23 protein-coding genes are annotated in these 24,885 nt (G+C 70.2%); 9 read left to right on the forward strand and 14 right to left on the reverse strand.

The window, feature by feature from the left end; all coding sequences use genetic code 11:
* Positions 1-46: 46 nt before the first annotated feature.
* From ACIA8K_RS16740 to ACIA8K_RS16770, 7 genes are all read right to left on the reverse strand, one after another.
* Positions 47-1,540, reverse strand: a complete 1,494-nt coding sequence (locus ACIA8K_RS16740; RefSeq protein ID WP_396059633.1) for a class I SAM-dependent methyltransferase — start codon at positions 1,538-1,540, stop codon at positions 47-49.
* A gap of 137 nt (positions 1,541-1,677) precedes the next feature.
* On the reverse strand, positions 1,678-2,493 hold the full coding sequence (locus ACIA8K_RS16745; RefSeq protein ID WP_396059635.1) for a class I SAM-dependent methyltransferase: 816 nt from the start codon (positions 2,491-2,493) through the stop codon (positions 1,678-1,680).
* Positions 2,494-2,657: 164 nt separating this feature from the next.
* Positions 2,658-4,196 (reverse strand): DUF1996 domain-containing protein, encoded by a 1,539-nt coding sequence (locus tag ACIA8K_RS16750; RefSeq protein ID WP_396059637.1) that lies wholly within the window; start codon positions 4,194-4,196, stop codon positions 2,658-2,660.
* Between the two features lie 244 nt (positions 4,197-4,440).
* Complete coding sequence (locus ACIA8K_RS16755; RefSeq protein ID WP_396059639.1) at positions 4,441-6,489, reverse strand: beta-galactosidase; 2,049 nt, start codon at positions 6,487-6,489, stop codon at positions 4,441-4,443.
* An 82-nt stretch (positions 6,490-6,571) separates the two neighbouring features.
* Positions 6,572-7,909, reverse strand: coding sequence for an ABC transporter substrate-binding protein (locus tag ACIA8K_RS16760; protein WP_396059641.1), 1,338 nt, complete (start codon positions 7,907-7,909; stop codon positions 6,572-6,574).
* Between the two features lie 111 nt (positions 7,910-8,020).
* Positions 8,021-8,923 (reverse strand): carbohydrate ABC transporter permease, encoded by a 903-nt coding sequence (locus ACIA8K_RS16765; RefSeq protein ID WP_396059643.1) that lies wholly within the window; start codon positions 8,921-8,923, stop codon positions 8,021-8,023.
* A gap of 3 nt (positions 8,924-8,926) precedes the next feature.
* Positions 8,927-9,826 (reverse strand): carbohydrate ABC transporter permease, encoded by a 900-nt coding sequence (locus ACIA8K_RS16770; protein WP_396059645.1) that lies wholly within the window; start codon positions 9,824-9,826, stop codon positions 8,927-8,929.
* Between the two features lie 231 nt (positions 9,827-10,057).
* Here ACIA8K_RS16770 and ACIA8K_RS16775 point away from each other — a divergent pair, with 231 nt between their 5' ends.
* On the forward strand, positions 10,058-11,047 hold the full coding sequence (locus tag ACIA8K_RS16775; RefSeq protein WP_396059647.1) for a LacI family DNA-binding transcriptional regulator: 990 nt from the start codon (positions 10,058-10,060) through the stop codon (positions 11,045-11,047).
* A gap of 169 nt (positions 11,048-11,216) precedes the next feature.
* Here ACIA8K_RS16775 and ACIA8K_RS16780 read toward each other — a convergent pair whose 3' ends face one another.
* The gene (locus ACIA8K_RS16780) at positions 11,217-11,429 is read right to left on the reverse strand and encodes a hypothetical protein (protein WP_396059649.1); all 213 of its coding nucleotides are present in this window, start codon (positions 11,427-11,429) and stop codon (positions 11,217-11,219) included.
* Between the two features lie 204 nt (positions 11,430-11,633).
* On the opposite strand from ACIA8K_RS16780, the gene ACIA8K_RS16785 reads away from it, so the two are divergent.
* The 5 genes from ACIA8K_RS16785 (at position 11,634) to ACIA8K_RS16805 (ending at position 15,694) form a co-directional block, all read left to right on the forward strand.
* The gene (locus tag ACIA8K_RS16785) at positions 11,634-12,878 is read left to right on the forward strand and encodes an MFS transporter (RefSeq protein WP_396059651.1); all 1,245 of its coding nucleotides are present in this window, start codon (positions 11,634-11,636) and stop codon (positions 12,876-12,878) included.
* The gene (locus tag ACIA8K_RS16790) at positions 12,859-13,413 is read left to right on the forward strand and encodes a TetR/AcrR family transcriptional regulator (protein WP_396059653.1); all 555 of its coding nucleotides are present in this window, start codon (positions 12,859-12,861) and stop codon (positions 13,411-13,413) included. Before ACIA8K_RS16785 ends, ACIA8K_RS16790 begins: the two co-directional genes overlap by 20 nt.
* Positions 13,414-13,460: 47 nt before the next feature.
* Positions 13,461-14,276, forward strand: a complete 816-nt coding sequence (locus ACIA8K_RS16795) for a PhzF family phenazine biosynthesis protein (protein ID WP_396059655.1) — start codon at positions 13,461-13,463, stop codon at positions 14,274-14,276.
* Positions 14,277-14,325: 49 nt separating this feature from the next.
* Entirely contained in the window at positions 14,326-14,766 is a 441-nt protein-coding gene (locus tag ACIA8K_RS16800; RefSeq protein ID WP_396059657.1) for a MarR family winged helix-turn-helix transcriptional regulator, read from the forward strand.
* Between the two features lie 70 nt (positions 14,767-14,836).
* A complete protein-coding gene (locus tag ACIA8K_RS16805) occupies positions 14,837-15,694 on the forward strand; it encodes an NmrA/HSCARG family protein (RefSeq protein ID WP_396059659.1) in 858 nt (285 codons plus the stop codon).
* A 96-nt stretch (positions 15,695-15,790) separates the two neighbouring features.
* Here the strand turns inward: ACIA8K_RS16805 and ACIA8K_RS16810 are convergent, their stop codons facing one another.
* Complete coding sequence (locus ACIA8K_RS16810; RefSeq protein WP_396059661.1) at positions 15,791-17,290, reverse strand: alpha-N-arabinofuranosidase; 1,500 nt, start codon at positions 17,288-17,290, stop codon at positions 15,791-15,793.
* Positions 17,291-17,804: 514 nt separating this feature from the next.
* Positions 17,805-19,211 carry a CynX/NimT family MFS transporter gene (locus ACIA8K_RS16815; protein WP_396059663.1) on the reverse strand — a complete coding sequence of 469 codons (1,407 nt, stop codon included), beginning with the start codon at positions 19,209-19,211 and terminating at the stop codon, positions 17,805-17,807.
* Between the two features lie 72 nt (positions 19,212-19,283).
* Between ACIA8K_RS16815 and ACIA8K_RS16820 the strand changes: the two genes are divergently transcribed.
* Positions 19,284-19,814 carry a YfbM family protein gene (locus ACIA8K_RS16820; RefSeq protein WP_396059665.1) on the forward strand — a complete coding sequence of 177 codons (531 nt, stop codon included), beginning with the start codon at positions 19,284-19,286 and terminating at the stop codon, positions 19,812-19,814.
* A gap of 36 nt (positions 19,815-19,850) precedes the next feature.
* Here ACIA8K_RS16820 and ACIA8K_RS16825 read toward each other — a convergent pair whose 3' ends face one another.
* Positions 19,851-20,504 (reverse strand): lysophospholipid acyltransferase family protein, encoded by a 654-nt coding sequence (locus tag ACIA8K_RS16825; RefSeq protein ID WP_396059667.1) that lies wholly within the window; start codon positions 20,502-20,504, stop codon positions 19,851-19,853.
* Positions 20,505-20,660: 156 nt separating this feature from the next.
* On the opposite strand from ACIA8K_RS16825, the gene ACIA8K_RS16830 reads away from it, so the two are divergent.
* The gene (locus tag ACIA8K_RS16830) at positions 20,661-21,218 is read left to right on the forward strand and encodes a dihydrofolate reductase family protein (protein WP_396059669.1); all 558 of its coding nucleotides are present in this window, start codon (positions 20,661-20,663) and stop codon (positions 21,216-21,218) included.
* A gap of 465 nt (positions 21,219-21,683) precedes the next feature.
* Here the strand turns inward: ACIA8K_RS16830 and ACIA8K_RS16835 are convergent, their stop codons facing one another.
* Positions 21,684-22,736 (reverse strand): NAD(P)-dependent alcohol dehydrogenase, encoded by a 1,053-nt coding sequence (locus ACIA8K_RS16835; RefSeq protein ID WP_396059671.1) that lies wholly within the window; start codon positions 22,734-22,736, stop codon positions 21,684-21,686.
* Between the two features lie 99 nt (positions 22,737-22,835).
* Between ACIA8K_RS16835 and ACIA8K_RS16840 the strand changes: the two genes are divergently transcribed.
* Complete coding sequence (locus ACIA8K_RS16840) at positions 22,836-23,414, forward strand: TetR family transcriptional regulator (protein ID WP_396059673.1); 579 nt, start codon at positions 22,836-22,838, stop codon at positions 23,412-23,414.
* 27 nt (positions 23,415-23,441) lie between these two features.
* Here the strand turns inward: ACIA8K_RS16840 and ACIA8K_RS16845 are convergent, their stop codons facing one another.
* Both ACIA8K_RS16845 and ACIA8K_RS16850 read right to left on the reverse strand, forming a co-directional pair.
* A complete protein-coding gene (locus ACIA8K_RS16845; protein ID WP_396059675.1) occupies positions 23,442-24,473 on the reverse strand; it encodes a hypothetical protein in 1,032 nt (343 codons plus the stop codon).
* Complete coding sequence (locus ACIA8K_RS16850; protein ID WP_396059677.1) at positions 24,466-24,864, reverse strand: hypothetical protein; 399 nt, start codon at positions 24,862-24,864, stop codon at positions 24,466-24,468. The genes ACIA8K_RS16845 and ACIA8K_RS16850 overlap by 8 nt, the downstream gene beginning before the upstream one ends.
* Positions 24,865-24,885 lie beyond the last annotated feature (21 nt).

A 24,885-nucleotide genomic window follows, 5' to 3' on the forward strand; every position in this document is an offset into this window, starting at 1 on the left:
CGAGATCAATCGATGGACAGCCCGCTCGGCACACCTGCGACGGCGCTCAGGTGTTGAGCGGCCGGCGCGCGATAAGCAGCACGTGGGTGACCGGCCAGTCCAGCGCGGTCCCGTCCGGCCTGGTCAGCGACGCGACCGGGGCCAGCCGGTTCGCCACGATCCACTCGTTGCGGGTGGTGTGCGAGGCCGCGTCCACCTCGAACCCGACGTCGGTCAGCAGGCTCTTCCAGTCCGCCATCTCCAGCCCGCAGAACTGCTCCTGCGTCTCGGAGAGCCAGTTGTCCGTGTAGTCCTTCCGGGTGAGGAAGTCCATCGCGTCGCCGAGCGTCAGCTCCACCTCGCCGTCGCCCACGTCAGTGAAGCTGAACGGGAACCGGAAGTCCGCCGCGAACCGGTCGAGGCGTGCGCGGGTGGACAGCCCGCCGACGTACCCGGCCACATCCGCGGGAAGGTCCTCGAGCGGCGGGTTCGCTCCGTCGGTGGTCGACAGCCGCAGCCGTACCGGCCGGTCCTTCCCGTCCGGCCCGCACACGTCGCTGTTGATCCACACCCCGCCCGGGACGGTGTGCTCGTAGATCGCGGCCACGAACCGCCGCAGCGACTCCATCCGCGCGCCGTAGGACCAGATCTCGTGGGTGAGCGCGAACGTCATGGTCGTGTCGATCGACCGCGGCGCGAACACCGCCCCGCCGAGCACGTTGCGGTGGTAGAAGAACACGTTCGGATTCTCGAACGCGCCCTGCGCCTTCTTGTGCACGCACTCCTCGAACAGGTGCCGCGCCACCTCCACGCCGATCAGGTCGCTCTCCCGCAGCGCCGGGTCCCGGTCCGCCATCTCCAGCACCGCGCCCGCGCCGCACCCGACGTCGACGATCCTGCCCGGCCGCACGTGCTCGCGGACCAGCTGCCACTTCCGCTCCGCGCCGGCGGCGAACGCCTCCACGTACGTCCGGTAGTCACGCGTCGCGGTCAGCCCGCCCTCGTCCCCGACCACCGGATCGTTCACCACCGCCTGCACGGACTCCACGAGCCGGTAGCGGGCGAACACGTCCACGGTCGCCGGGTGTGCCAGCTCCTGCCAGCTCTCGTCGCCGGCGGCCAGCCGCATCAGCACGTCCCACGGCCGCTCCGGCGCCACGTCGAGCGCGGGATCGTCCTCGACGGGCACGATCGTGAAGCCAAGCGCCGCGTACATCGCCGCCACCGCCGGCGTCGAGCACCCCACCACCGTGTTCTCCGGCGTCAGCGCGAGCCCGGTCGCCACCTCGACATTCTTGACTGTCACCGCCGCGAACCGGTCCGTGCGCGCGGTGTCGAACACCGGCACCACGAGCGACCGCAGGCCCTCCTGCGCGCTCAGCCGCTCGATCGCGGCCTCCCGCCGGTGGAACGGCACCGGGTTCCGCTTCGTGTTCTCATGGTTGGCCGACGTCACCGCCCACACCACTGTCGCGTCCCGCGCCTGCCGCGTCAGGAACTCGGCCTGAAACCGGGTCAGCAGGTGGTGCCGCCCGGGAAACAGCAGGTAGTCGGTCTCCATCCGACCTTCTTACTGCACAGGCGTTGCCACCCGAAGATCAACCCCGCCATTTCCCACTTCCAGCGTGGCCCGGTTCCGCGGCTCCCGCGGCCGCGGGCCCGCGGGTGGTCCCGGCCATGAGGACCCGCCCGCGCGGTTCAGAGCCGTCCGGAACCGCTGATGATCCGGCACGCGTACGGCAGCGAGTACGACCCGTCCGCCCGGCGGTAGTCGGCGAGCAGCCTGTCGAACTCGACGCGCGCGGACGCGAGCTGCTCCTCGCCGAGCCCGCCCAGCACCGCGCCGAGCATCGCCGGCCCGGTCGCCAGCTCCCACAGGCTGTCGCCGTCCGGGAACTCGACGTCCCAGGCGAACAGCTCGCTGGTCACGCCGGACAGCCCGGCCGCGGTCAGCCACGCCTCACGGCGGCCCGGCATGGCGAGCTGTTCCTGACGGCGCATCGCCGCGTGCAGCGGCGGCGGGAGCAGGTCGTGCACGGCCGAGGCCATCACGAACGTAAGCGTGTTCTTGCTTGTCGCGTCCCAGGTCGCGATCGTGAACGTGCCGCCGGGGCGCAGCACCCGCGCCACCTCGCGCGCCTCGGCCGCGGAGTCGCCGAAAGACAGCAGCCCGAAGCGGGAGACGACCACGTCGGCGTCGTCGTCAGCCACCGCGAGCGCCTCGCTGTCCATCACCTCGTAGCCGGCTTCCAGGCCGCGTTGCTCCGCCTTACGACGCGCGACCGAGATCATCGTCTCGGCCCGGTCGACGCCGCGCAGGCGTACCCCCGGATGACTCGCGGCGATGGTGAGGCCGGGCTCGCCGGTCCCGCACGCGATGTCGAGCACGGACGTGCCCGCCGCGATGCCGGTCGTAAGCTCCAGCATGCGGGCGGTCACCGGTGCGGTCAGCGGCAGGACCTGGTCGTACGCCGCCGCAAGCCGATCGAAGTCGAAGTCTTTCGTAGAGGCCACGCCCGCGACGCTACCGAGCACCGCGTGCCCGTCCCGCGCGGGGACCGCCTGTGCAGGCCATCGGCTCATCCGATCACGGGCTGACACCGCCCACGGTCCACAATAGAAAACAGGCCCCCGCGCCGCTCGATCAGCAGCACGGGGACCTGCGTCAGTAGCCAGGGTCAGAACTGTCCCTGCGCGTTGCACTTCGCGTGCTGGTTGATGCAGTTGCGGACACGCTCGGCCAGCGCCTGCGGCACCCAGGCGTTGACGAAGTCGCCGTGCATGGAGAAGCCGGTACCGGACGAGAGCTTGACGCCCTCGGTGTCCGTGTTCAGCGGGTACGGCAGCATGTACGAGATCGACGGGATCGCGACCGGGAACTTGCCGGAGCACGCGCCGTTGTTGCCGGCCGGGCCGACGTGCGACTTGTGGTCCGGGCTGTCCAGGTGAACGCCGTCCCAGCAGTCCGGGAAGGTCAGCTGGCGGATCAGCTCGGCGGTCGGTGCGCAGACCGGCCACTCACCGTTCGCGGTCCGGCCGGTCTCGCCGCCGTTGCCCGCGCACCAGAACTGGTTGCTGTCACCGGTCTGCTGCTTGGCGTCGCCGACGATCATGCGGAAGCCGGACGGGAACGGCACGGTCGCGGCGTAGTCCTTGAGACGGGAGCCGTAGTAGACAGTGACCTCCTTCGGCGCGATCGGCTTGCCGTCCTTGAGAAGCGTGGGCACCCAGTAGGCGGAGAAGTCCTCGCTGGAGGGCTCACACGACGTGGTCTTCGCGGCGAGCAGCGACTCGGGCGTGGACGCCGCGCCGGTGGTCTTGTTGCCCCAGAACGTGTGGTCGTGGGAGGCGCCGGCCATGCCGGGGAAGACGATCGGGTCGTCCGGCTTGGTGTGGCTGATCTTGCAGGACGCGTGGAACTCCGGGACCATCCGCTCCTTCGGCGTCTTCGGCGTGATCGCGCGGAACGCGGCCAGCTCCTGGGCCCACTTCGCCTGGTCCATCACGACCCAGCCGTTGCCGGTCTGCGGCGTGGTCCCGGTCGGCGTCGGCGAGACGGACACGGACGGCGAGACCGAGGCGGAGGCCGAGACGGACGCGGACGGCGACGCGGAGCCCGGCACCGATGCGGAGGCGCTGGGCGTGCCCGGCAGGCCGCCGCCGCGGGTGAACCGCAGCCAGTTGATGTTCACGAAGTCGCTGCGGCTCTTGCTGACCAGGTTGACCACGATGGTCTGCGGGCCGCTGAGCGTGGTCGGGCTGTTCGCGGTGCCGGTGACCCAGCTCTGCCAGTTGCCGGTCTTGGTGATCGGGAACGCGGCCAGCAGCTCGCCGGTCTGGCTGCCCTGGCGGACCTCGACCGTGCCGCCCTCGGAGTTCGCGGACGAGACGCGCGCCTCGATTGTCAGCGGGCTGCCCGCCGCACCGAGGTCGGCGGCGTCGTAGCGCATCCAGTCGCCGTTGCTGAGCCAGCCGACGTTCCGGCCGCCGCCAGCGTCGCTCGTGCCCTCGGTCTGCGCGCCGTTGTTCGCGGCGTACGACTCGGCCTCGATGACGCCGGGGATCGGGGTGCCGCTCCCCGCGTTCGCGGTGGCGACGAGCACGCCGCTGCCGACGACCGCCGCCGCGACCGGAACGGCGAGCAGGAACCACCGCTTCTTACTCTTTTTTACCGCTTCATCCGGTACAGGCAGCGGAGCCGAGGGGTCGCTCTGCATAGTAAATGGCCTCCAGGCCGGTATAAGGTGTGGGCGACGCGGGGAAGCAGGTCGCGCGCGGGTGTTCCGGACGGAACTCTAGGGCCCGAGAGAGCGCTCTCACAAGCTGTGACGCCCGCCTTAAGAAAAACCTAAGACACACGTCGGCCCGGCCGCCGTTCCGTGTAGAGAACGACAACCGGGCCGGGTGGAAAAGTCCGCGCGGGCAGATCCGGGCTGGATCCGGTCCCACCCGCACGGAGCCCTACCGGGTGCGCAGCACCGCGACTGCCCGGGGAGCGAGCGGCGTGATACTGCCCAGCAGCGCCTCCCCCTCGACCCCCGGCAGCTCCACAGGCACATCAGTCCGGTTGATCAGGAACCAGAACTCCCGGTCATCGCCGGTACGTACGGCCAGCTCCACCTGCCCTCGCGCCTCCTCCGGCAGCGGACTTGCGACACCCGCGGCCCGCAGCAGGTCGGCAAGCAGCGGCGTGAGCCCGTCCGCCCCCAGCCGCGTGGACACGTAGGTCGCCGACCCGGCCGGCCCGCCACCTGGCACACCGTCGTCCGCGCCCGCGGCAGACCGGCGGGTGATGGCCGCCCGCCCCGCGTGCTCGCCGGTCTTGTACCAGGCCAGCACCTCGACGTCGGATGCGACCACGTCGATCCGGTCGGTCCAGAGCGTGCCGTCCGCGCCGTTGTCGAGCGTGACGCTGTCGCCGTCGAGAAGCGGGCCGAACTCCTCGATCCGGATGCCGAGCAGGTCGCGCAGCGCGCCCGGGTAGCCGCCGAGCCAGATGTGGTCGTCCTCGTTCACGATGCCGGAGAAGTACGTCGTGACCAGGTGGCCCCCGCCGGCGACGTACTCGGACAGCCTGGAGGCCAGCGAGGCCGGCACCACGTGCAGGATCGGCGCCACGACCAGGTCGTAGCCCTCCAGCGAGGTGGCCACCGGCACCACGTCCACAGGCACGCCGTTCGCAAGGAACGCCGTGTACCAGTCCAGCGCCTCCTGCCGGTAGCGCAGCTTGTCGGTCGGGTGCGAGTCGAGCTCGCTCGCCCACCACGAGTCCCAGTCGAAGAGGATCGCCGCGCGCGACGGCAGCTGACCCGTACCCGCGACGGGTTGAATGGTGTTGAGGTCCTTGCCCAGCTGGGCGACCGCGCGGAAGACCGCGCTGTCGGTGCCCGCGTGCGGAAGCATCGCGGAGTGGTACTTCTCCGCGCCGGCCCGCGACTGCCGCCACTGGAAGAAGCAGACCGCGTCCGCGCCGTGCGCGACGTGGATGAGCGAGTCGCGGCCCAGCTCGCCGGGGCGCTTCGCCAGGTTGATCGGCTGCCAGTTGACCGCGCTCGTGGAGTGCTCCATCAGGAACCACGGGCGGCCGGCCGCGATGTGGCCGGTCAGGTTCGCGGAGAAGGACAGCTCGTCGAGGCCCTGCGGGCCGGGCATGAAGTAGTGGTCGTTCGAGACGAAGTCCACCTCGGACGCCCAGTCCGCGTAGTTCATGCCCTTGGTCTCGCCCATCACCATGAAGTTCGTGGTGATCGGGACGTCCGGGGTGATCGCGCGCAGCAGTTCCCGCTCCGCGACCAGGTAGTCCTTGAGCGCATCCGAGCTGAAGCGCTTGAAGTCCAGCTGCTGCGTCGGGTTCGGGTAGCTGGCGGCCTGGCGCGGCGGGAGGATCTGGCCCCACGCGCTGTACCGCTGCGACCAGAACGCGGTGCCCCAGGCCTCGTTCAGCCCGTCGATCGTGCCGTAGCGGGCCTTGAGCCAGGTACGGAACGCGCTCGCCGCGTCGTCGGAGAAGTCGTAGACGTTGTGGCAGCCCAGCTCGTTGCTGACGTGCCAGGCGGTCAGCGCCGGGTGGTTCGCGTACCGCTTGGCGAGCTCGCGGACCAGCGTGAGGGCGTACGACCGGAAGATCGGCGAGGTGGGCCGCCAGTGCTGCCGGGCGCCGGGCCAGAGCGTCGCGCCACCGTTGTCGACCGGGAGGATCTCCGGGTGCGACGTGGTCAGCCACGGCGGCGGCGAGGCGGTGGCGGTGGCGAGGTCGACCGCGATGCCGTTCGCGTGCAGCAGGTCCATCGCGTCGTCGAGCCAGGCCCAGTCGTACGTGTCCGCGCTCGGCTGGATCCGCGCCCAGGAGAAGATCGCGAGCGAGACGATGTTGACGCCGGCCTCGCGCATGGCGGCGACGTCCTCGTCCCAGACCTCACGGGGCCACTGGTCGGGGTTGTAGTCGGCGCCGAACGCCATCCGCGGGCCGGCCTCGGTGGTGGAGGGCCAGCGCAGCCACCGGTGTTCCACGTGTGTTGCTCCCTTGTGGTGGGTGGAGTTCATGGCCGCGCCGGGCCCGTGGCGGACCCGGCGCGGAATGCACGAGGCGGGCTTACTTGGCGGAGAAGCCCTGCTCGTTGCCGTACTTGATTGATGCGTCCTGCCACGCCTTCAGGCCGTCGGCCAGCTTGGTGGGCGTGATGTACGCCTGACCGGCCGTGTCCTTGAAGATCGAGTTCGCGTACACCTGGAACGGCAGGTACTGCCAGCCGGGCACGACGGCCGCGGACGACGCCGCGAACAGCTCGTTGATCTTCTGGCCGCCGAAGTACTCGAACTCCTTGGCCTGGAACTCGGGCGAGTTGAGGTCCGCGGTGGTGGCCGGGAACGCGCCGTTGTCGATGCGGGTCTTCACGCCCTCGCCGTTGGTGAGGTACTCCAGGAAGCCGTAGGCGAGCGCCTTGCGGGTGGACGCCTCCATGACGGACATCGCGGAGCCGCCGTTCTCGGCGGTGGCGTTGCCGCCCGCCTCCCACTGCGGCATCTTGGCGACGCGCCACTTGCCGGCGCCGTTCGGCGAGCCGGAGACCAGGTTGCTCGGCATCCAGGCGCCGACCACAAGGGTGGCGAGCGTGCCGTTGCCGAGCGCCTGGAACCACTCGTCGGACCAGCCGGAGATGCTCGACAGCAGCTTCTCGTCGATCATCTTCTGCCAGAGCGCCGTGTACTTCTGCGCGCCGGCGTCCGCGAAGTTGATCGTGACGTCCTTCTCGCCGCTGACCTGGTACGGCTTGCCACCGGCCTGCCAGATCATCGACGTGGTCGAGCCGGCGTCACCGGAGTCGGCGGCGATGTAGACGTTCGGGTCGGCGGCGCGCAGCTTCTTCGCGGCCTCGTAGTACTGCTCCCAGGTCTCCGGCACGGCGATGCTGTGCTTGTCGAAGACCTCCTTGTTGTAGTAGAGCACCATCGGGCCGGAGTCGAGCGGCAGGCCGTAGACGCCGCCGTTGGGGGTGACGCCGTTCCACGGGCCGGGGGCGAACTTGTCCTTCAGCCCGGTGGCACCGAATCCGCTGATGTTCGCCACCTGCTTCTGCAGTGCGAACTGGGAGAGCGCGTAGTACTCGATGTGCGCGAGGTCCGGCACGCCCTTGTTCGCCTGCAGCGCGTTCTGAAGCGCGACGTACTGATCCGCGTTCGTACCCGCGTTGACGACGTTGATCTTGACCTTGGGGTACTTGGCCATGAACGCGTCGGCGGCCGGCTTGATCGTGGTGTCCCACGACCAGATCAGCAGCTCGCCGCCGTCCGTGAGCGCCTTGGTGACGTCGTCCGCGGAGACGGTCTCGCCGGCCGGGGCGTCGTCGTCGCTGCCGCAGGCCGAGAGCGCCACCGTGGCGAAGGCCGCGGCGCCCGCAAGGCGCAGGAGGTTGCGCCGAGAGGTGTACATCATTCCAGTGTTCCTTCCGAATTTTTTGTAGCGGTGCCCTTGCGGAAAGTCAATGAGCAGTTCTCCACCTGTCGCCCGGTAGTCCTTTGCGTGGGTGTGGTGGAGAACCGCTCACTCTTTGACGCTGCCGGCGGCCAGGCCCGACTGCCAGTAGCGCTGAAGGAGCAGGAAAGCGGCGATCAGCGGAATGATCATGAGGAGCGATCCGGTGATCACCAGGTGGAAGATGACCTCTCCGCCGTTCGTCGTCGCCTGCGCGTTCCACGAGTTCAGGCCGAGCGTGAGCGGGTACCAGTCCGGGTCTTTCAGCATGATCAGCGGCAGGAAGTAATTGTTCCAGGTGGCGACCGTGGTGAAGAGCAGAACCGTGACGATGCCGGGGGCGAGGAGAGGGATGCCGACCTGGAAGAACGTGCGGAACTCGCCGGACCCGTCCACCCGCGCCGCTTCAAGCAGTTCGGTCGGGATCGCGTCGTTGGCGAACGTCCACATCAGGTACAGGCCGAACGGTGAGATCAGCGACGGGATGATGATGGCCCAGGGGGTGTCGGTCAGGCCCATCTCGCTGAACATCAGGAAGGTCGGGACCGCGAGCGCCGTACCCGGCACCGCGACCGCACCGATCACGACCGCGAAGACCGCGCCGCGTCCGGGGAAGGTGAACTTCGACAGGCCGTAACCGCCGAGCACGGCCAGGAACGTGGCGCCACCCGCACCGGCCACCACGTAGAGCAGCGTGTTGAGGAACCAACGACCGAAGATCCCGTCGTTGTACGTGAGCGTCTGCACGATGTTGTCCCAGAGCAGGAACTCACCGTCCGCGAACCACAGGCCGAACGAGTTCGTCAGGCCCGCGCGGCTCTTCGTCGCGTTCACGATGAGCCAGAACAGCGGCACGATGCTGTAGAGCAGGATGATTCCGGTGGCAAGCGTGAGCGCGATGCTCTTCTTCGGCTTCGTGCTGTACCGCTTGAGTTTCTTCGGGGCCTGCGTCTTCTGGAGAGTAGTCGTCACCGCTCAGCTCCCCTTCCGCATGCCGCGAAGCTGGATCACGTAGGCGATGACCATGGTGACCAGGCCCATGATGATCGCGATGGTCGCCGAGTAGTTGTACTGCTGGCCGTTGAAGCTCAGCGAGTACGCGTAGTAGTTCGGCGTGAAGAAGGTGGTGATCGCGTTCGGCGCCAGCTTCTGCAGGATCGACGGCTCGGTGAAGAGCTGGAAGCTGCCGATGATGGAGAAGATCGTGGCGATGACCAGCGCGCCCCGGATCGCCGGCAGCTTGATCGAGCGGATGATCCGGAACTGGCCGGCACCGTCGATCTCCGCGGCCTCGTACAGCGAGTTCGGGATGACCCGCAGCGCGCTGTAGAAGATCAGCATGTTGTAACCCACGAACTCCCAGGTCACGATGTTGCCGATGCTGGCCAGGATCCAGTCCGGGCCGAGCGGCGCCGGGATGTTCGTGCCGAACGCGTCGTTGATGTTGCCGACCAGGCCGAACTGGTTGCCGTACATGAAGCCCCACATGATCGCGGCGACCACGGCCGGGACCGCGTAGGGCAGGAAGATCGCGATGCGGAAGAAGTTCGCACCGTGCAGGCGGCCGCTGTCGATGGCAAGCGCGGCGAGCAGCGCGATGCCCAGCATGATCGGGACCTGCACGACCAGGAAGATCGCCACCCGGAGCAAGCCGTCCCAGAAGTTCGGGTCGGACAGCGCCTGCTGGTAGTTCTCCAGGCCGACGAACGAGGTGCCGCCGATCAGCCGGGTCTTGAACAGGCTGATGTAGATCGAATATGCGATCGGAGCGAGGAACACGAGCGTGAAGACGGCCATGAACGGCCCCACGAACTGCCACCCGGTCCACGACCGCCGCCGGCGCGGCTTGACAAACGCCGCTTGCGCCGTAGTCATCCCATGTACCCCCTAGCAACACTGCTATGTTTGCGCAAACATACAGCTCAGTCCGGCGCAGCTGACCCCGGGTCGAGTGTTTCGATCCGATAAAGCTGGTGACCGGAGTGCAATGTTTACGTAAACATCGTGGCGGTGATAGTTTCACCACGTTAACGGCGCGTCAAGAGTAAGGCGGCAGGGTTGTTGCCCTCGGAAAATCCTTCCCCGCGGCGCAAACGAGGTGTCTCGATGGCCGACGTGGCCCGTCTCGCCGGCGTCTCCGCCCAGACGGTCTCCCGCGTCTCCACCGGGCACCCCGGCGTGATCGACTCGACCCGCGCACAGGTGCTCGCCGCCATGAAGGAACTGGGCTACCGGCCAAACAGCGCGGCCCGCGCACTCAAACGCGGCGAGTTCCGCACCATCGGCGTCCTGCTCTTCACGCTCGCCACCACGGGCAACAGCCGCACCGTCGAGGCGATCGCCAACCACGCCGCCCGCGAGGGCTACGCGATCACCATCATCCCGGTCGCGGAACCCACCCAGGACGGCGTGCTCGGCGCGTTCACCCGCCTCGGTGAGCTGGGTGTGGACGGCGCCATCGTGATCCTCGAGGTCCACCTGCTCGACTCCACCCGGATCACGCTCCCGCCCGGCGTCCAGGTCGTGGTCGTCGACTCCGACGCCGGCGACACCTACACGGTCGTCGACACCGACCAGGCCGACGGCGCCCGCCAGGCCGTCCGGCATCTGCTCGCACTCGGCCACCGCACCGTCCACCACGTGACCGGCCCCGAGTCGTCCTTCGCAAGCGAACGCCGCGCCGACGCCTGGCGCTCCGTCCTGGCCGACGCCGGCATCACCGCCCCCGCACCGATGATCGGCGACTGGTCCGCCGACTCCGGATACGCCGCAGGCCTCCGGCTCGCGGACGACCCCACCTGCACCGCGGTCTTCGCCTCGAACGACCAGATGGCGCTCGGGCTGCTCCGCGCGTTCCGCGAGCGCGGCCGGGACGTACCAGGTGAGATCAGCGTGGTCGGCTTCGACGACATCCCCGAGGCCCGCAACTTCATCCCGCCACTGACCACAGTGCACCAGGACTTCGCGGAAATGGGACGCCGCTGCGTCCAGACCGTCCTCCGCCAGATCCGCAACGAGGTCACCACCCCCGGCACCACCCTCGTCCCGACGCGCCTCGTCGAACGCTCCAGCACCGCCCGGCCACAATCCCTTTAGGACCGATTTTCCCACTCCCGCCGCGGTCCGGCCCGCACGCTCCCGCGGGCCGCGGCCCCGTCGCCGGTCCCGAAAACTCACCACCACTCCCACCGCCGACGATGCCGTCGACGTCAGATCTGGATGATCGGCGCGCCACCGTCGAGAACGATCTTCACCGCCCCGTCGATCACGTGGCGGTGCCGCGGCCGAGCATGGCGCGCAGAGCGGCACGGCGCTCCGGCGTCCACCAGGCTTCCGCGGCAAGGCGCCGAGCTCGCGCGCGCCGCTTGCCCTCCTCGGTCACGGTGATGCCTGCGGCGGCCAGCAGGTCGTCGGCGCCATTGGCGGGTCGGTGCTCCCCGGGCGTGGGCGAAAGGTGGTGGTCCGGTGGACGGGACATGCGCGCTCCTTGGGATCTAACGAATGTCGCCAACATAATCGACTATGTGGACACCGTCTGCCCCTGGTCACCCGGACGACTGACGCCGGAAGGTGCCATTGCGCGGCCCGGCGTGATCGCCGCCTCATCGGGCTCCAGGATTAGACAGATCGGTCTAGTGTGAGATGGCGACTAGATAGATCGGTCTACTCAAAGAGGTAGAAGATGGTGAGCACGGGAACGCTTGAACGGGCCGGAACGGCGGAGGCGCCAATCGCGCGGCGGGCCGGTATGGGGACGTTGGTGCTGCTGGGGTCGATCGTGGTGTCGTTCCTGGCGGCGTCGAGCGCGCCGACGCCGCTCTACGCGGTCTACGCCGGGCGGTGGGGGTTCTCGCCGATCACCACCACCGTGATCTTCGGGGTCTACGCGATCGCGGTGCTGCTGGCGCTGCTGATGCTCGGGCGGCTGTCGGACCGGATCGGGCGGCGGCCGGTGCTGCTCGCGGGGCTGGCGTTGCAGGGCGCGGCCATGCTGCTGTTCATCGCGGCGGACGGGCTCGGTGCGCTGATCGCCGGGCGCGTGTTGCAGGGCATCGCCACCGGCGGCGCGCTCGGCACGCTCGGCGCCGCGATGATCGACGTGCACCGTACCCGCGGCACGCTCGCCAACGCGGTCTCGCCCACGCTCGGCACCGGCTTCGGCGCGCTCGCCTCCGGGCTTGTCGTGCAGTTCCTGCCCGCGCCCACCCGGGCGATCTACGCGTTGCTCGTCGCGGTCTTCGTGGTGCAGGCGGCCGGCGTGCTGCTGCTCACGCCGGGCCGGACCGGCACCGGGGTGCGCGGCCTGCGCGGCGCGTTCGTCCCGCAGATCGGCGTGCCCCGGCACCTGCGGGCACACGTGCTCACGGCCGTGCCGGCGCTGCTCGCGGTCTGGTCGCTCGGCGGCTTCTACGGCTCGCTGGCTCCCGCGCTGGTGCGGCACATGTCCGGCTCGGACTCGGCGATCCTCGGCGGGCTCGGGCTGTTCGTGCTGGCGGTCTCCGGTGCGGTCGCCACGCTGCTGCTCGACCGCACTCCCCCGCGTACCGTGATGATGATCGGGATCGGCTTGTTGACTGCCGGCGCGGCCGGCACGCTTGCGGCTGACGGCACCGGATCGGTCGCCGTCTTCCTCGCCGCGACGCTCGTGGCCGGCACCGGGTTCGGCTCCGCGTTCCAGGGGGCGTTGCGCACTGTGGTGCCGCTTGCCGCGCCGCACGAACGCACCGGCCTGCTGTCAGTGCTCTACATCGTGTCGTATCTCGGCATGGGCCTGCCCGCGGTCATCGCCGGCGTGCTTGTCGTGCACGGTGGTGGACTGGTGTGGACCGCGCGGGGATACTCACTCTTCGTCATCGTGCTTGCCGGCGCCGCGCTTGCCGGTCTGCTGAGGAACGGGGGACGCGCCGATGAGGACGCCCGCGCGTGAGCGGCTGCTCGACGCCGCCGAGGAGCTGTTCTACGCCGAGGGCGTCCACACTGTCGGCATCGACCGGGTGATCATGCACGCCGGGGTGGCGCGCGGCTCGCTCTACAACGCGTTCGGCAGCAAGGACGAGCTGGTCCGGGCATATCTTCAGCGCCGCGCGGACCGGATGTTCGCCCGGATCGGCGTGGCTGCCGCACGGCAGGACACGCCGCGCGGGCGGCTGCTGGCACTCTTCGACGCGCAGGCGGAGTGGATGGCCGCGCCTACCTACAACGGCTGCGCGTTCGCCCGCGCCGCCGCGGAGTCCCCGCCGGACGGCGTGGCTGCCGAGGCCGGTCGCGACTACCGCGCGCGCCTGATCGCACTGCTCACCGGCCTGGGCGCCGAGGCGGGCGCACGCGACCCGGCCGAGCTGGCCCGGCAGCTGCTGCTGCTCTACGACGGCGCGGCCAACGGCGGGCGGTTCGAGCGCACCACAATCGCCGCGGTCGCGAAGGCAGCCGCGGGGGCGCTTGTGGACGCGGCCAGTACCTGAGAATTGGCCCTCGACCCACGGTCCGATCGCGCTCTAGCGTCGGATCCATGGAGATCCTCCGCTACACCGCGTTCAGCGACGACCCGGCCGGCGGCAACCCGGCCGGCGTGGTGCTCGACGCGACCGGCGCCACCGGCGCGCAGATGCTTGCCGTCGCCGCCGAGGTCGGCTACTCGGAGACCGCGTTCCTGATCCCGCGCGCGGACGGCGAGCACGACGTGCGCTACTTCAGCCCGCTTGCCGAGGTGCCGTTCTGCGGTCACGCGACGATCGCCACCGCCGTCGCGCACGCGGACCGGCACGGGCCCGGGACGCTGCGGCTGCACACCCGCGCGGGCCTGGTGCCGGTGGAGACGACCGGCCGGACCGCGACGCTTGTCAGCGTGCCGCCGCGGGACACCGCGCTCGACGACCCGGCGCCGCTGCTCGGCCTGCTCGGCTGGTCGCCCGGCGACCTCGACCCGGCGCTGCCGCCGCGCGTCGCGTTCGCCGGGGCGTGGCACCCGGTCATCGCGGCCCGCTCCCGGGAACGGCTTGCGAAACTCGACTACGACCTGGCCGCGCTCGGCGCGCTGATGGCCGACCGCGACTGGACCACGATCGCGCTCGTCTGGCGCGAGTCGGAGACCGTCTTCCACGCGCGCAACCCGTTCCCGCCGGGCGGCGTCTTCGAGGACCCGGCGACCGGCGCGGCCGCGGCTGCTCTCGGCGGCTACCTGCGCACCCAGGGCCTGGTCACCCCGCAGACCACGATCACGATCCATCAGGGGTACGACCTGGGCCGCCCTAGCCTGCTCACCGTGACGATCCCGCGCGAGGGCGGCATCTCGGTGACCGGGACGGCAGCGCCGATCACCGTGTGAGGGTGTCCGCGGGTTAGGCTCATCGTTTGTCATCGGACGGGAGGCCGGCGTGGACTATGGCGACAAGCTCTTCTGGCTCTCGGTGGTGATTCAACGCAAGTACGCGCAGATCTGCGCCGAGTTCGACCTGACCCCCTCGCAGGCCACGCTGATCTGCGCGGTCCGGAACGAGCCGCGGCAGATGGCTGACCTCGCCGCGTCGTTGGGGATGACCAAGAACGCGTTGAGCCAGCTTGTCGATCGCACGGCGCGGCGCGAGTTGGTCGGCCGGGCCGGCTCGGCGCAGGACCGGCGGGTGGTGATGCTCAGTGTGACGCCCACGGGGAAGGTGCTCGCCGAGGCCTTCTACGCCGAGATCACCAAGCGCCTGCCCGAGATCGCGGGGAACCTCGACGCCGACGACAGGCGCGACTTCGAGCGGGTGGCCACCGCCATCGTGGACACCTCGGACCTCTTGTCGCCCACCTCGTACCCACCCATGGGAGCGTAGGGCCGCCTTGACGAAGTTCATGGCATGAACTACTTTCGTTCATGCCATGAACTACTGAAGGGTGTCAGCGATGAGCACACGGACCACGGGCACGATCGCAGTCTTCGGCGCGACCGGGCAACAGGGCGGGGCGGTGGTCGACGCGCTGCTGGACCAGGAGGCGCGGGTGCGGGCCCTGGTCCGCGACCCGCGGTCGGGCAGGGCTCAGGCGCTTGCCGCCCGCGGCGTCGAGCTGGCGGCCGTCCGGGCCGACGACCCGGCATCGCTTGCCGCCGCACTGGCGACGGTCGAGGGGTTTTACGTCATGACCCCGGCGGCGGACAGCCTCGAAGAGGTCGAGGCGGAGATCCGCGTCGGTACCGCGCTCGTCGACGCGGCGGTCGAGGCCGGCGTCCCGCACGTCGTGTTCAACTCGGTCTTCGGAGCGGACCGGGAGTCGGGCGTGCCGCACCACGACTCGAAGCACCTGATCGAGGAGCACCTGAGGAAGTCCGGCCTGCGGGCCGTGATGGTTCGCCCGACCGCCTTCATGGAGAACTTCGCGAGCGTGATGGCGCCCAGCCTGGAGCACGGGGAGATCGTGCTCAGGCTGCCGCTGCCGGAGGACGTCGCCCTGAAGATGGTCTCGATCAGGGACATCGGCCGAGTCGCCGCCGCGCTCCTGCTCGGCACCGCGGAGGCGCCCGGCGGAGTCGTCGAGCTGGTCGGCGACGAGCTGACCGGCCCGCAGATCGCCGCGGCGTTCGGTGCGCGCGCCGGGCTGCCGGCACGGTACGAGGCCCTCCCGTTGAGCGTGCTTCCCACCGACCTCGACAGGGCGATGTTCCGCCAGTTCGCGGAGGCGGTGGACGGCCCTTCGGAGCTCACGCCGGCCGCCCTGGACCTGGCCGGATGGATCCGAGCCACCGGCTGGACCGCTGGTTCCTGAGCGTCAGACGCCGGAGGCCCACCCGACGTAACCGGCCGGCCGGACCAGCGCCGCCCGCACCACCGATCGTGCCGGCCACCGTCGGCTATGTGGAGATCAATTGATCGTGACCGCCGTCCAGGAGACGGGCGGCAGCTCGATCGTCAGGATGCCGCCGTCGAGCACCGCGCTCTCGTTTGTCCGCAGCCCGACCCGGGTGGTGTTCCGCAGGTCGTTGACCGCGTGGATGTCGTCGTCCCAGATCCCCTCCGCGGTGACGGCGGACCCGGCGAACCGGCGCACGTCGACAGTGAGCGTGGTCGGCTCGGTGAGGTGCCGGTTCTGCAGGAAGATGGTGAGATCCTCGCCGAGCGTGGCGGCCGCGTCGACCACCGGCACGTCGCCGTACTTCGCGGTCGGCACCGTGTCCGCGTCAAGCACCACCCGGAGCGCGTCACCCCGGGCCGCCTGCGAGGTCACCGCGAACGGGAAGAACGTGGTCTGCCGCCAGGCCGGGCCGCCCGGCTCGGTCATGATCGGCCCGATCACGTTGACAAGCTGCGCGAGGCTTGCGGACGTCACCCGGTCCGCATGATTGAGGAGCGAGATGAGCAGCCCGCCGAACGCGACCGCGTCCGCCACTGAGTAGACGTCCTCGAGGATCCGCGGCGCGACCGGCCAGTGGTCGATCGGGAACGTATCCTCGACCGCGTTCCACCGGGACGCGTACCAGACGTTCCACTCGTCGAACGAGATCATCATCTTCTTCCTGGCCCGCTTCAGCGCCCGTACGTGATCTGCCGTGGCCACCACCGCCTCGATGAACGCGTCCATGTCGACGCCGGACGCGAGGAAACTGGCGTAGTCGCCGTCCACCGGCTCGTAGTAGGCGTGACAGGAGATGTAGTCCACGTCGTCGTAGGTGTGCTCAAGCACCACCCGCTCCCACTCGCCGAACGTGGGCATGCTCCGCGCGGACGATCCGCAGACGACAAGTTCGAGCGTGTTGTCGACCTGGCGCATCGCGTTGGCCGTGACCGAGGCGAGCGTGCCGTAGTCCTCCGCACTGCGCCGCCCAAGCTGCCACGGGCCGTCCATCTCGTTCCCGAGACACCAGATCTTCACCGCGAACGGCTCCTCCCGGCCGTTCGCCGCACGCCGGGCGGCCCGGGTCGTACCCCCGGGGATGTTTGTGTATTCAAGCAATTCGATCGCCTCGGCCGGGCCACGGGTGCCAAGGTTGACCGCGAGCATCAACTCGGAGCCGACGTGGTCGAGCCAGGTCTGGAACTCGTGCAGCCCCACCTGGTTCGTCTCCGTCGAGTGCCAGGCCAGATCCAGACGGCGCGGACGCTCCTCGGCCGGCCCGACGCCGTCCTCCCAGTTGTAGCCGGAGACGAAATTCCCGCCCGGATACCGGATCGTCGACACGCCCAGCTCCCGGACCAGCTCGATCACGTCCCGCCGGAAGCCGTCCGGGCCCGCACTCGGATGCCCCGGCTCGTGGATCCCGTCATAGATGTGCCGGCCGAGATGCTCGACGAAGCCGCCGAACAACCGCCGCTGAACGGCCCCGATCGTGAACGCCGGGTCGAGAGTGAGACGCGCGCGGGCCATGGTTGAGCGCTCCTTGCGTTGGACTGCCTGCCATGTCGATCTTGACACGCCCACCCCACCCACGAGCACCAACACCACCCGCGCAGCCCGTTCCCATCCCGCCGGGCCAGAATCCCGCACAAGACAACCCCATGCGCGGGTACGCCTCCGCAGCGCGGCCGGTTGCGTGAGACTGCGGCCATACGTTCACGACGGTGCTGAGCAAGCGACGTAGACGCTCGCCTCGAAGGACTGTCACACGGCAAGCTGGTCGGATGACGACCGAGGAATGTCTGCTGTGCCGGGTCAGCGACGCGGACGCCCACTTCGACAGGCGACGGGTCTGGGCGGACGAACACTGGCGGCTGTCGGTCGTGCGGCGCGGTCCCGTACCGGGCTTTGCGCACCTCGAACCGCACCGTCACATCCCCTTCATCACCGATCTCGACGGACCGGAGGCGACGACCCTGGGCCCGGTACTCGCCCGGGTGACCGCGGCCCTGCGCCGGGCCACCTCCGCCGACAAGATCTACGTCTACCTGTTCGGCGACCGCGTGCCGCACCTGCACGTCAACCTCGCCCCGCACCACCCCGGTGACGCCCTCACCGGCGGCCCCGGCCTCCTGCGCCCCGACGCCGTGCCAGCGGATCCCACCGCGCACCGCGCCACGGCGGACGCGGTCGAGCAGGCACTCGCCGTCCCGCTCAGCGGCTGATCACGGGCGCCGGCCGGGCGAGTTCGTCCTCGACGAAGGTGGGCCTGGCCAGCGTGATCACCGGGATGGCCGCGACGAGGGCGACGGCAAGCAGGAACAGCAGCGGCAGGGTCCATCCGCCGTGCACATCGTGCAGCAGTCCGACGATCAGCGGGCCGAGCGCGCCGCACGCGTACGCGACGCCCCGGGGCGAAGCCGCTGAGCGCGACGGTGCCACCCGGTGTGCGGGTGTGGACGTTGATGAGCACGAGGCAGACCGGGAACAGGATCGACCCCGAACCGATGAGCAGCACCCAGAGCAGCGTGAGTGTCGCGGGCGCGAGCAGCAGGCCGAGGTAGCCGAGCACGAAGCTCGCAACACCCGCGGCGATCAGCCAGCCGGCATTGCGCAGCCGGGCGACGAGCAGGGGCGCGACAAGTGCGATCGGCGCGCTGATGAGGCCGGTGACGGCGAGCAGCACACCGGCCTGGGTAGGCGTGGAACCGGCGACATCACCGAGGATCTCAGGCAGCCACGCGAAACCGGCGTAGGTGCAGATCGTGCTTGCCGAGAAGACCACGGTGATCGACAGAGCCGCGCGTGACCGCCACAGCCGGGTGAGGACAGCCGGAGGCGCAGACTCGACGGCTTTCACGAATCGACGGCTGCGCTCCCGCACGAGAATGACGAGCCACGGCACGACCGCGACCACCGAGGTCAGCGCCCAGATGCCGAGCGCGAACCGCCATCCGGCCCGCGCGGCGACCGGAGCGGCGGCCGCGGCGGGCACGGCCGTGCTCACGCCCACGATGCACACGTAGACGGCGGTCAGCAGCGCCACCCGGTCGGGGAAGTAACGCCGCACGATCGGCGGCAGGAGCACATTGCCGATGCCCGTACCGGCGAGCGCGACGACACTGCCTGCCAGCAGCACCCCGAAGCCCGGGGCGGCCGCGCGCACGAGATGGCCCAACGTCATGAGCAGCAGCGCGAGCACGATGCCGCCGTCGAGGCCGAGACTCCGGGCAACCCGCGGCGCGACGAACCCGGAGGCCGCCAGCAGGATCGGAGGCACCGTGCCGAGCAGCCCGGCGCCGAGGTTCGAGATCGCAATGTCCACCCGGATGGCGCCCAGGATCGGCGACATCGCCGCAACCGTCTGACGCAGGGTGAACGCGACGAGCACAATCCCCAACATCGCGGCCGTACGCCCCGCCCACAGCGCGACAGGGTGGTCCTCGGACATCACCGGAGTCTAGGCGCGGTCCCCGGTCGGAGTGTCCGGGAGGCGCCTGATGCAGCGCCTAGGCTGCCTACCGTGAGTATCAACGGCAATTGGCTGCGCGTCTCCCCTGACGAGTGCGAACGGGCAAGAAACGACCTGGACTGGGCGCATGGTGTCGCCCGCGCGGAACGCGGCGGTGATTCCGGGCGGTGGGCAGGCACCGGGAAGGCGTGGAACGGCTTCGATTTCCTGCTCGACCGGCTGGGCTTCGAGACTCCGCTGGTCCTGGGCGCCGAGAGTTTCGTCGAGCTGCCGGATGTCGAGCCGGACAGCGCGGAGATGTTCGACTTCATGGACAACCTGGAGCTCGACTGGGGCTACGGGCCGCCCTCCTATTTGACGCCGGCCCAGGTGGCGGCCGCCGCTTCCCAGCTGGCCGAGTTGACCGAGGACGACCTTCTCCGCGGCGTCGATCCGTCGGAACTACAGCGGGCGGACGTCTACCCCGGCACCTGGGACCGGCCTGGGGAGCTGTCCTGGGTGACCCACTGCCTGCCGGATGTCCAGGCCTTCTTCACCGCCGCCGCCAAGGACGGCGACGCGGTGATCTGCTGGCTCGACTGACCACCGCCGCCTCGGCTGTGACGGTCTGCCGTACCGCTATGAGGGGCGTTCGGCCGGGGCGACCGGGGCGATGGCGCGGAGTTCGGCGGTGAGCCTGGCGGAGAGTTCGAGGGCGGTCTCCGCTGGTGGGGGCGGGGTGGGTTCGAAGAAGGTCACCGTGAGGCGGGGGCGGCGGGGGAACCGGGCGATGTCCACGGTGCCGGAGACCGCGGCGCAGATGATGCGGGCCTCGGGGACGGCCTGGGCGAGGCGTCCGGCACCGCTGCGGGCGCGGAGTTGGCGGCCCTTGGAGCGGGTGCCTTCGGGGAAGATGCCGAGGCAGCCGCCGGAGCTCAGGCACTGCACGGCCGCGTCGAGCGCGTCCATGTCGGCGTGGCCGCGCCGGACCGGGATCTGGCCCATCCCGTCGAGGATCCGGCGGAGCAGCGGGTTCTTCCACAGGGAGGCTTTGGCAAGGGCCTGGATCTGGCGGTGCCGGCGGGCGGCGACGGCGATGACGACCGGGTCCCATGCGCTGTCGTGGTTTGCGGGCATGAGCGTCGCGCCGTGCGTGGGGAGTTTGTCCAGGCCGACCACCTCGAGGCGGCCCCACCAGTTGACGATCGGAGCCGCCGCCGCCATGACCGCGCGGTAGACCGGCGGGATCCGGCCGGCGGTGCCGGTCTCAGCGGCAGAACGATCGCGCTTCATGACTTACTCTCCCACCGGTTGGACGATGACACTCGGCCTGTTTTAACAGGTGGCGACCGTCCTCAGCAACGCGGGACGGTGCTGCGCGCGATCTCCACAGGTCTACTCAGGCGTGGCTCGGGTCCCGCCGCCGCGGTGACGTTAGGCTCGCTGGCCATGGGAAAGCTCATCTTCAGCATCAATGTCACCCTGGACGGTTGCGTCGACCACCAGGAGGGCATCGCCGACGACGAGACGCATGCCCTGTTCACCCGTCTCATGGACGAGAGCGGGGCGATGCTGTGGGGTCGTGTCACCTACGAGATGATGGAGGGGCACTGGCCGGCCGTCGCCCGCGGCGACGTGGACGCGCCGCCGGCCATGCGCGAGTGGGCGGCCAAGCTGCAGGCCAAGCCCAAGTACGTGGTGTCGTCGACACGTACGGACTTCCCGTGGGCCAACAGCCATCACATCGCCGGTGACCTGAGCGAGGGCGTGCGGAAGCTCAAGGACGCGACCCCGGCCGGCGTACTCCTCGGAAGCGGCACACTCGCGACCGAGCTCGACCGGCTGGACCTGATCGACGAGTACCGGCTGCTCGTCCAGCCCAGGATCGCCGGCCATGGCCCGACCCTCTACCAGAGCGGCCTGCCCGGCACGCGTGAGCTCGACCTGGTCTCGGCGACGCCGCTCCGCAACGGCGCGGTGGCCATGCACTACCGCCGTACCCGCTGAAACCGGCCCTTCGCGGGTACGGTGACGCGTCCGCCACCCGGCTCCGGAGCGCCGGCGGAGCCCGCCGCTCCGGTGTGCCCGCGGGAGCGGCTCTATTGCCGGGGCGGCTCGACCATCACCTGATCAGACCCAACGCCTGACTTACCTGCTGCCGGTACGTGGCTGCCATCATCATTCGGCAACAGCTGATAGATCGACGGCCAGGTGCGGCGTGTGCACGTCATTCGCGACGAATAGCGTGCTCATGCCGCACCTGACACCTGCACCACCGCCGAGCAGCACATAGCAAGACCACCGGGCGCTGCGGTCCAGGCGGTCATACGGGCCGGCACCGAGGCGACAGGGGCAGCGATCTTTCGCCGTCAGTACGAACGCGGCGGGCGGCACCTATATGAAGAAATATCGGGCGCGCAGGCCGGCGAGGGCGGCGCCGCGGAGAAGGCGGGTCGTCACAAGGCCAGGAGATTAGTCGAGGTCGGAGAGGTCGAGCACGAAGCGGTAGCGGACGTCGCCCTTCTCCAGGCGCGCCAGCGCATCGCTTACCTGCGCGGACGGGAGCAGTTCGATGTCGGCGGTGATGCCGTGCTCGGCGGCGAAGGCAAGCAGTTCCGCGGTGCCCCGGCGGCCGCCGGTGCCGGACGAGCTGAGCTTGCGGCGGCCGATCGCCAGTTCCATCAGGTTGATTGTGGTCGGCAGCGGGAAGCCGAGCACGCTCAGCGTGCCGTCGAGGGCGAGCAGCTGCAGCAGCGGTGACAGGTCGTGCGGCGCCGAGACGGTGTCCAGGATCAGGTCGAATCGGCCACGCGCGGCGGCCAGTGCGGCGTCGTCCGTGGTGAGCAACAGTTCGGAGGCGCCCAGCTCACGGGCATCAACTGCCTTTTCGGGGGTACGGCTGAGCACTGTCACCTCCGCGCCGAGCGCGACCGCGAGCTTGACACCGAGGTGGCCGAGCCCGCCGAGCCCGGCGACCGCGACGTGGGTGCCGGGGCCGACACCTGCAGCGCGCATCGGCTCCCACACGGAGACGCCCGCGCACATCAGCGGCGCGGCCGCGGCCGGGTCGAGGCCGTCCGGCAGGTGGTACGCGAACGGGGCGCGCACCACGTACTCCCGGCTGTAGGCGCCTTTGGTCGGCGTGCCGTCGATCCGGTCCGGGCTGCCGTAGGTGCTTGTCGGCCCGGCGAGGCAGTAGTTCTCCTGGCCGGCCTCGCACATCGCGCAGACGCCGCAGGAGTCGACGAGCGTGCCGACCGCGACCCGGTCTCCGGCGGTGAAGCCGGTGACCGCGGGGCCGGCCTCGGTGACCGTGCCGGTGAACTCGTGCCCGGCGACCACGCCGCCGTCGAAGCTCTTGAAGCGGCTCAGGGCGCCGTTGAGCATGTGCAGGTCGCTGTGGCAGACGCCGCAGTAGTCGATGCGCACCGCGAGGTCGTCGTCGCGCAGGTCGCGGCGGATGATCTCGCCGCGGTGGAGTGTGGTGGTGCCGTCAGTGCTCAGCCAGGCGGTGGTGGTACGCATTTGTCGTTCCTCCCAGACAGACTATTCGGTCTGCCGCCCACCGTAGCGGCCCGCGGGCGGCAAAACAAACCAACTCGTCTGTTTGTTAAAGTGCCCGTCATGCCCGACTTGCCGACCACCTCGCGTGGCGCCGCCACCAGCCGGCGCATCCTCGACGCCGCGACCGCCGAGTTCACCGAGCGCGGGATCGCCGGCGCCCGGGTGGACCGCATCATCGCCGCGGCCCGCACCAACAAGGCCCAGCTGTACACCTACTTCGGCAGCAAGGACGCCCTGTTCGACGCGGTGTTGGCGGACTGCCTCGACCGCGGCGACTCGCACGTGGAGTTCGATGCGGACGACCTGCCGGGGTGGGCGGTCCGGGTGTACGACATGACGCTTCGCAGCCCCGACCTCATCCGGCTGCTGGCCTGGTCGCGGCTGGAACGCCGGCCCGCCGGGCTGTCCATCGGCGACCACGACACCGACCTGAAGACGACAGCGGTCAGCGAGGCCCAGGCGGCCGGGAGACTGCGGGCGGGCGACCCGGTGGATCTGGTGATGCTGGTCCTCGCGATGGCATCGGCGTGGTCACCGGCGACCGGGACGTACGCGGCCAGCACGGACGAGCCCGCCGCGGTCCACGAGGCCCGCCGAACGCTGCTGCGCGAGGCGGTGGCGCGCGCCGTGATGCCGTAGTCGGCACGTGAAGCCCCGGTCTCGGGCTCAGCGGGGCGGAACTGTGAGGTCCAGGCGGGTGTCGGCGGCCGGGATGACGTAGACCGGGCCGGTGCCGGGCGACCACGTCTCCGGGAGCAGCAGGAGCATGTCGTTGCGCTGGGCCAGCAGCCGCAGGTTCCAGTAGCGGATGCGGTAGCGACCGGCCTGCGGGCCGAGATCCTGGGACTCGACCCCGGTCCCGGCGATGGCCAGACGTTCCGCGGCATAGAGGACGACCTGCGGCCGGGCGTCGAGGTTGGCCGCGAGGTAGAGGGCGTAGTCACGCCCGATCCGCTGGGCGTAGAGACCGGTGGCCCAGAGCAGCCCGGCAACCGCAAGCACCGCAAGCACCAGGCTGCGCAGACGGGCCGGAATCGCGGCCTCCTCCGGTTGTTCCGGGCGGTCCATCAGCAGATGGCCGTAGCCGACGAGCGCGACGGACGCGGCCAAGATCAGCGGGAGCGCGATGCCGAGCGGCTGCCCGATGTCACCGCGGTCGAGGAGTCCGGCGAGCACGACCAGACAGCCGAGCACCCCGGCAGTGCGAAAGATCAAGGACAGACGGCGGATGCAGCGGGTACGCCGTGCGCCCGCGGCCTGCCGCAGCACCGGCACGACGATGCGGCGGTGCAGGGTGAGCGCGGGGAGTGCGACGAGCCCGGCGAGGATCAGCGGCTGGAACGCGGCGTTGACGCTGTGGATGAGGTTGTCGGCGACGGAGAAGCCGAGCGCCGACGCGTCCACACCGAAGTAGTCGAAGGTCGCCCGCAGCCGGATCGTGCCGAAGTAGTAGAGGATCGCGCTGATCAGCGCGGACTGGGTGGCCACCGAGCCGGCCATGCGCCACATCGCGGTCCCCCAGAGCGCCCCGGCCCGAACGCTCTCCGGCGAGTGTGCCGCCGATCCCGCCCGGCCCGGCGACCCCGCGACCGCCGGCATCTCGATCGCGGGCGCCGACGGTAGCGGCGACCGTCCAGGTGCCGCCCCGGACACGGGTTCCGGGCCGGTCGGCTGGGTCGGGACCGCGGGGTCAGGCATCCTGCGCGGCTTGCGCGGGGACCTCGGACACGGCGGCCGGTTGCCCTTCCGCCGTCCCGGACGAGGCCGGCTGCGTGCCGGGCCGGGACGCGGGGCCCGGCGGGGAAACGCCGTCGAGCGGGGACGGCGACTCGGAAACGGCGATCGGCTCCTCCCCGGCCGGCCCTTCGGCAGCCGGTTCGCCGCCGCCGCCGATGGTCGTCGTGGGCTCCCCCACCACCGGCGCCTCCTCCGCCTCCCGCCAGGGGTCCGGATCCGGCAGCCAGGCACCGGGCAGCCCCCACCCCGAGAACGGCGCCTCCGGCATCAACTCCGGCGACACCGGCTCCTCCGCCACCACCGGCGCCTGCCCACGTCGGGCGTCCGACGGCGCGGGATCACTCACAGGCACCGCGCCAGCAGAGGCCCCGGC

Source organism: Catenuloplanes sp. NPDC051500 (assembly GCF_044454585.1).
GTDB lineage: Bacteria > Actinomycetota > Actinomycetes > Mycobacteriales > Micromonosporaceae > Catenuloplanes.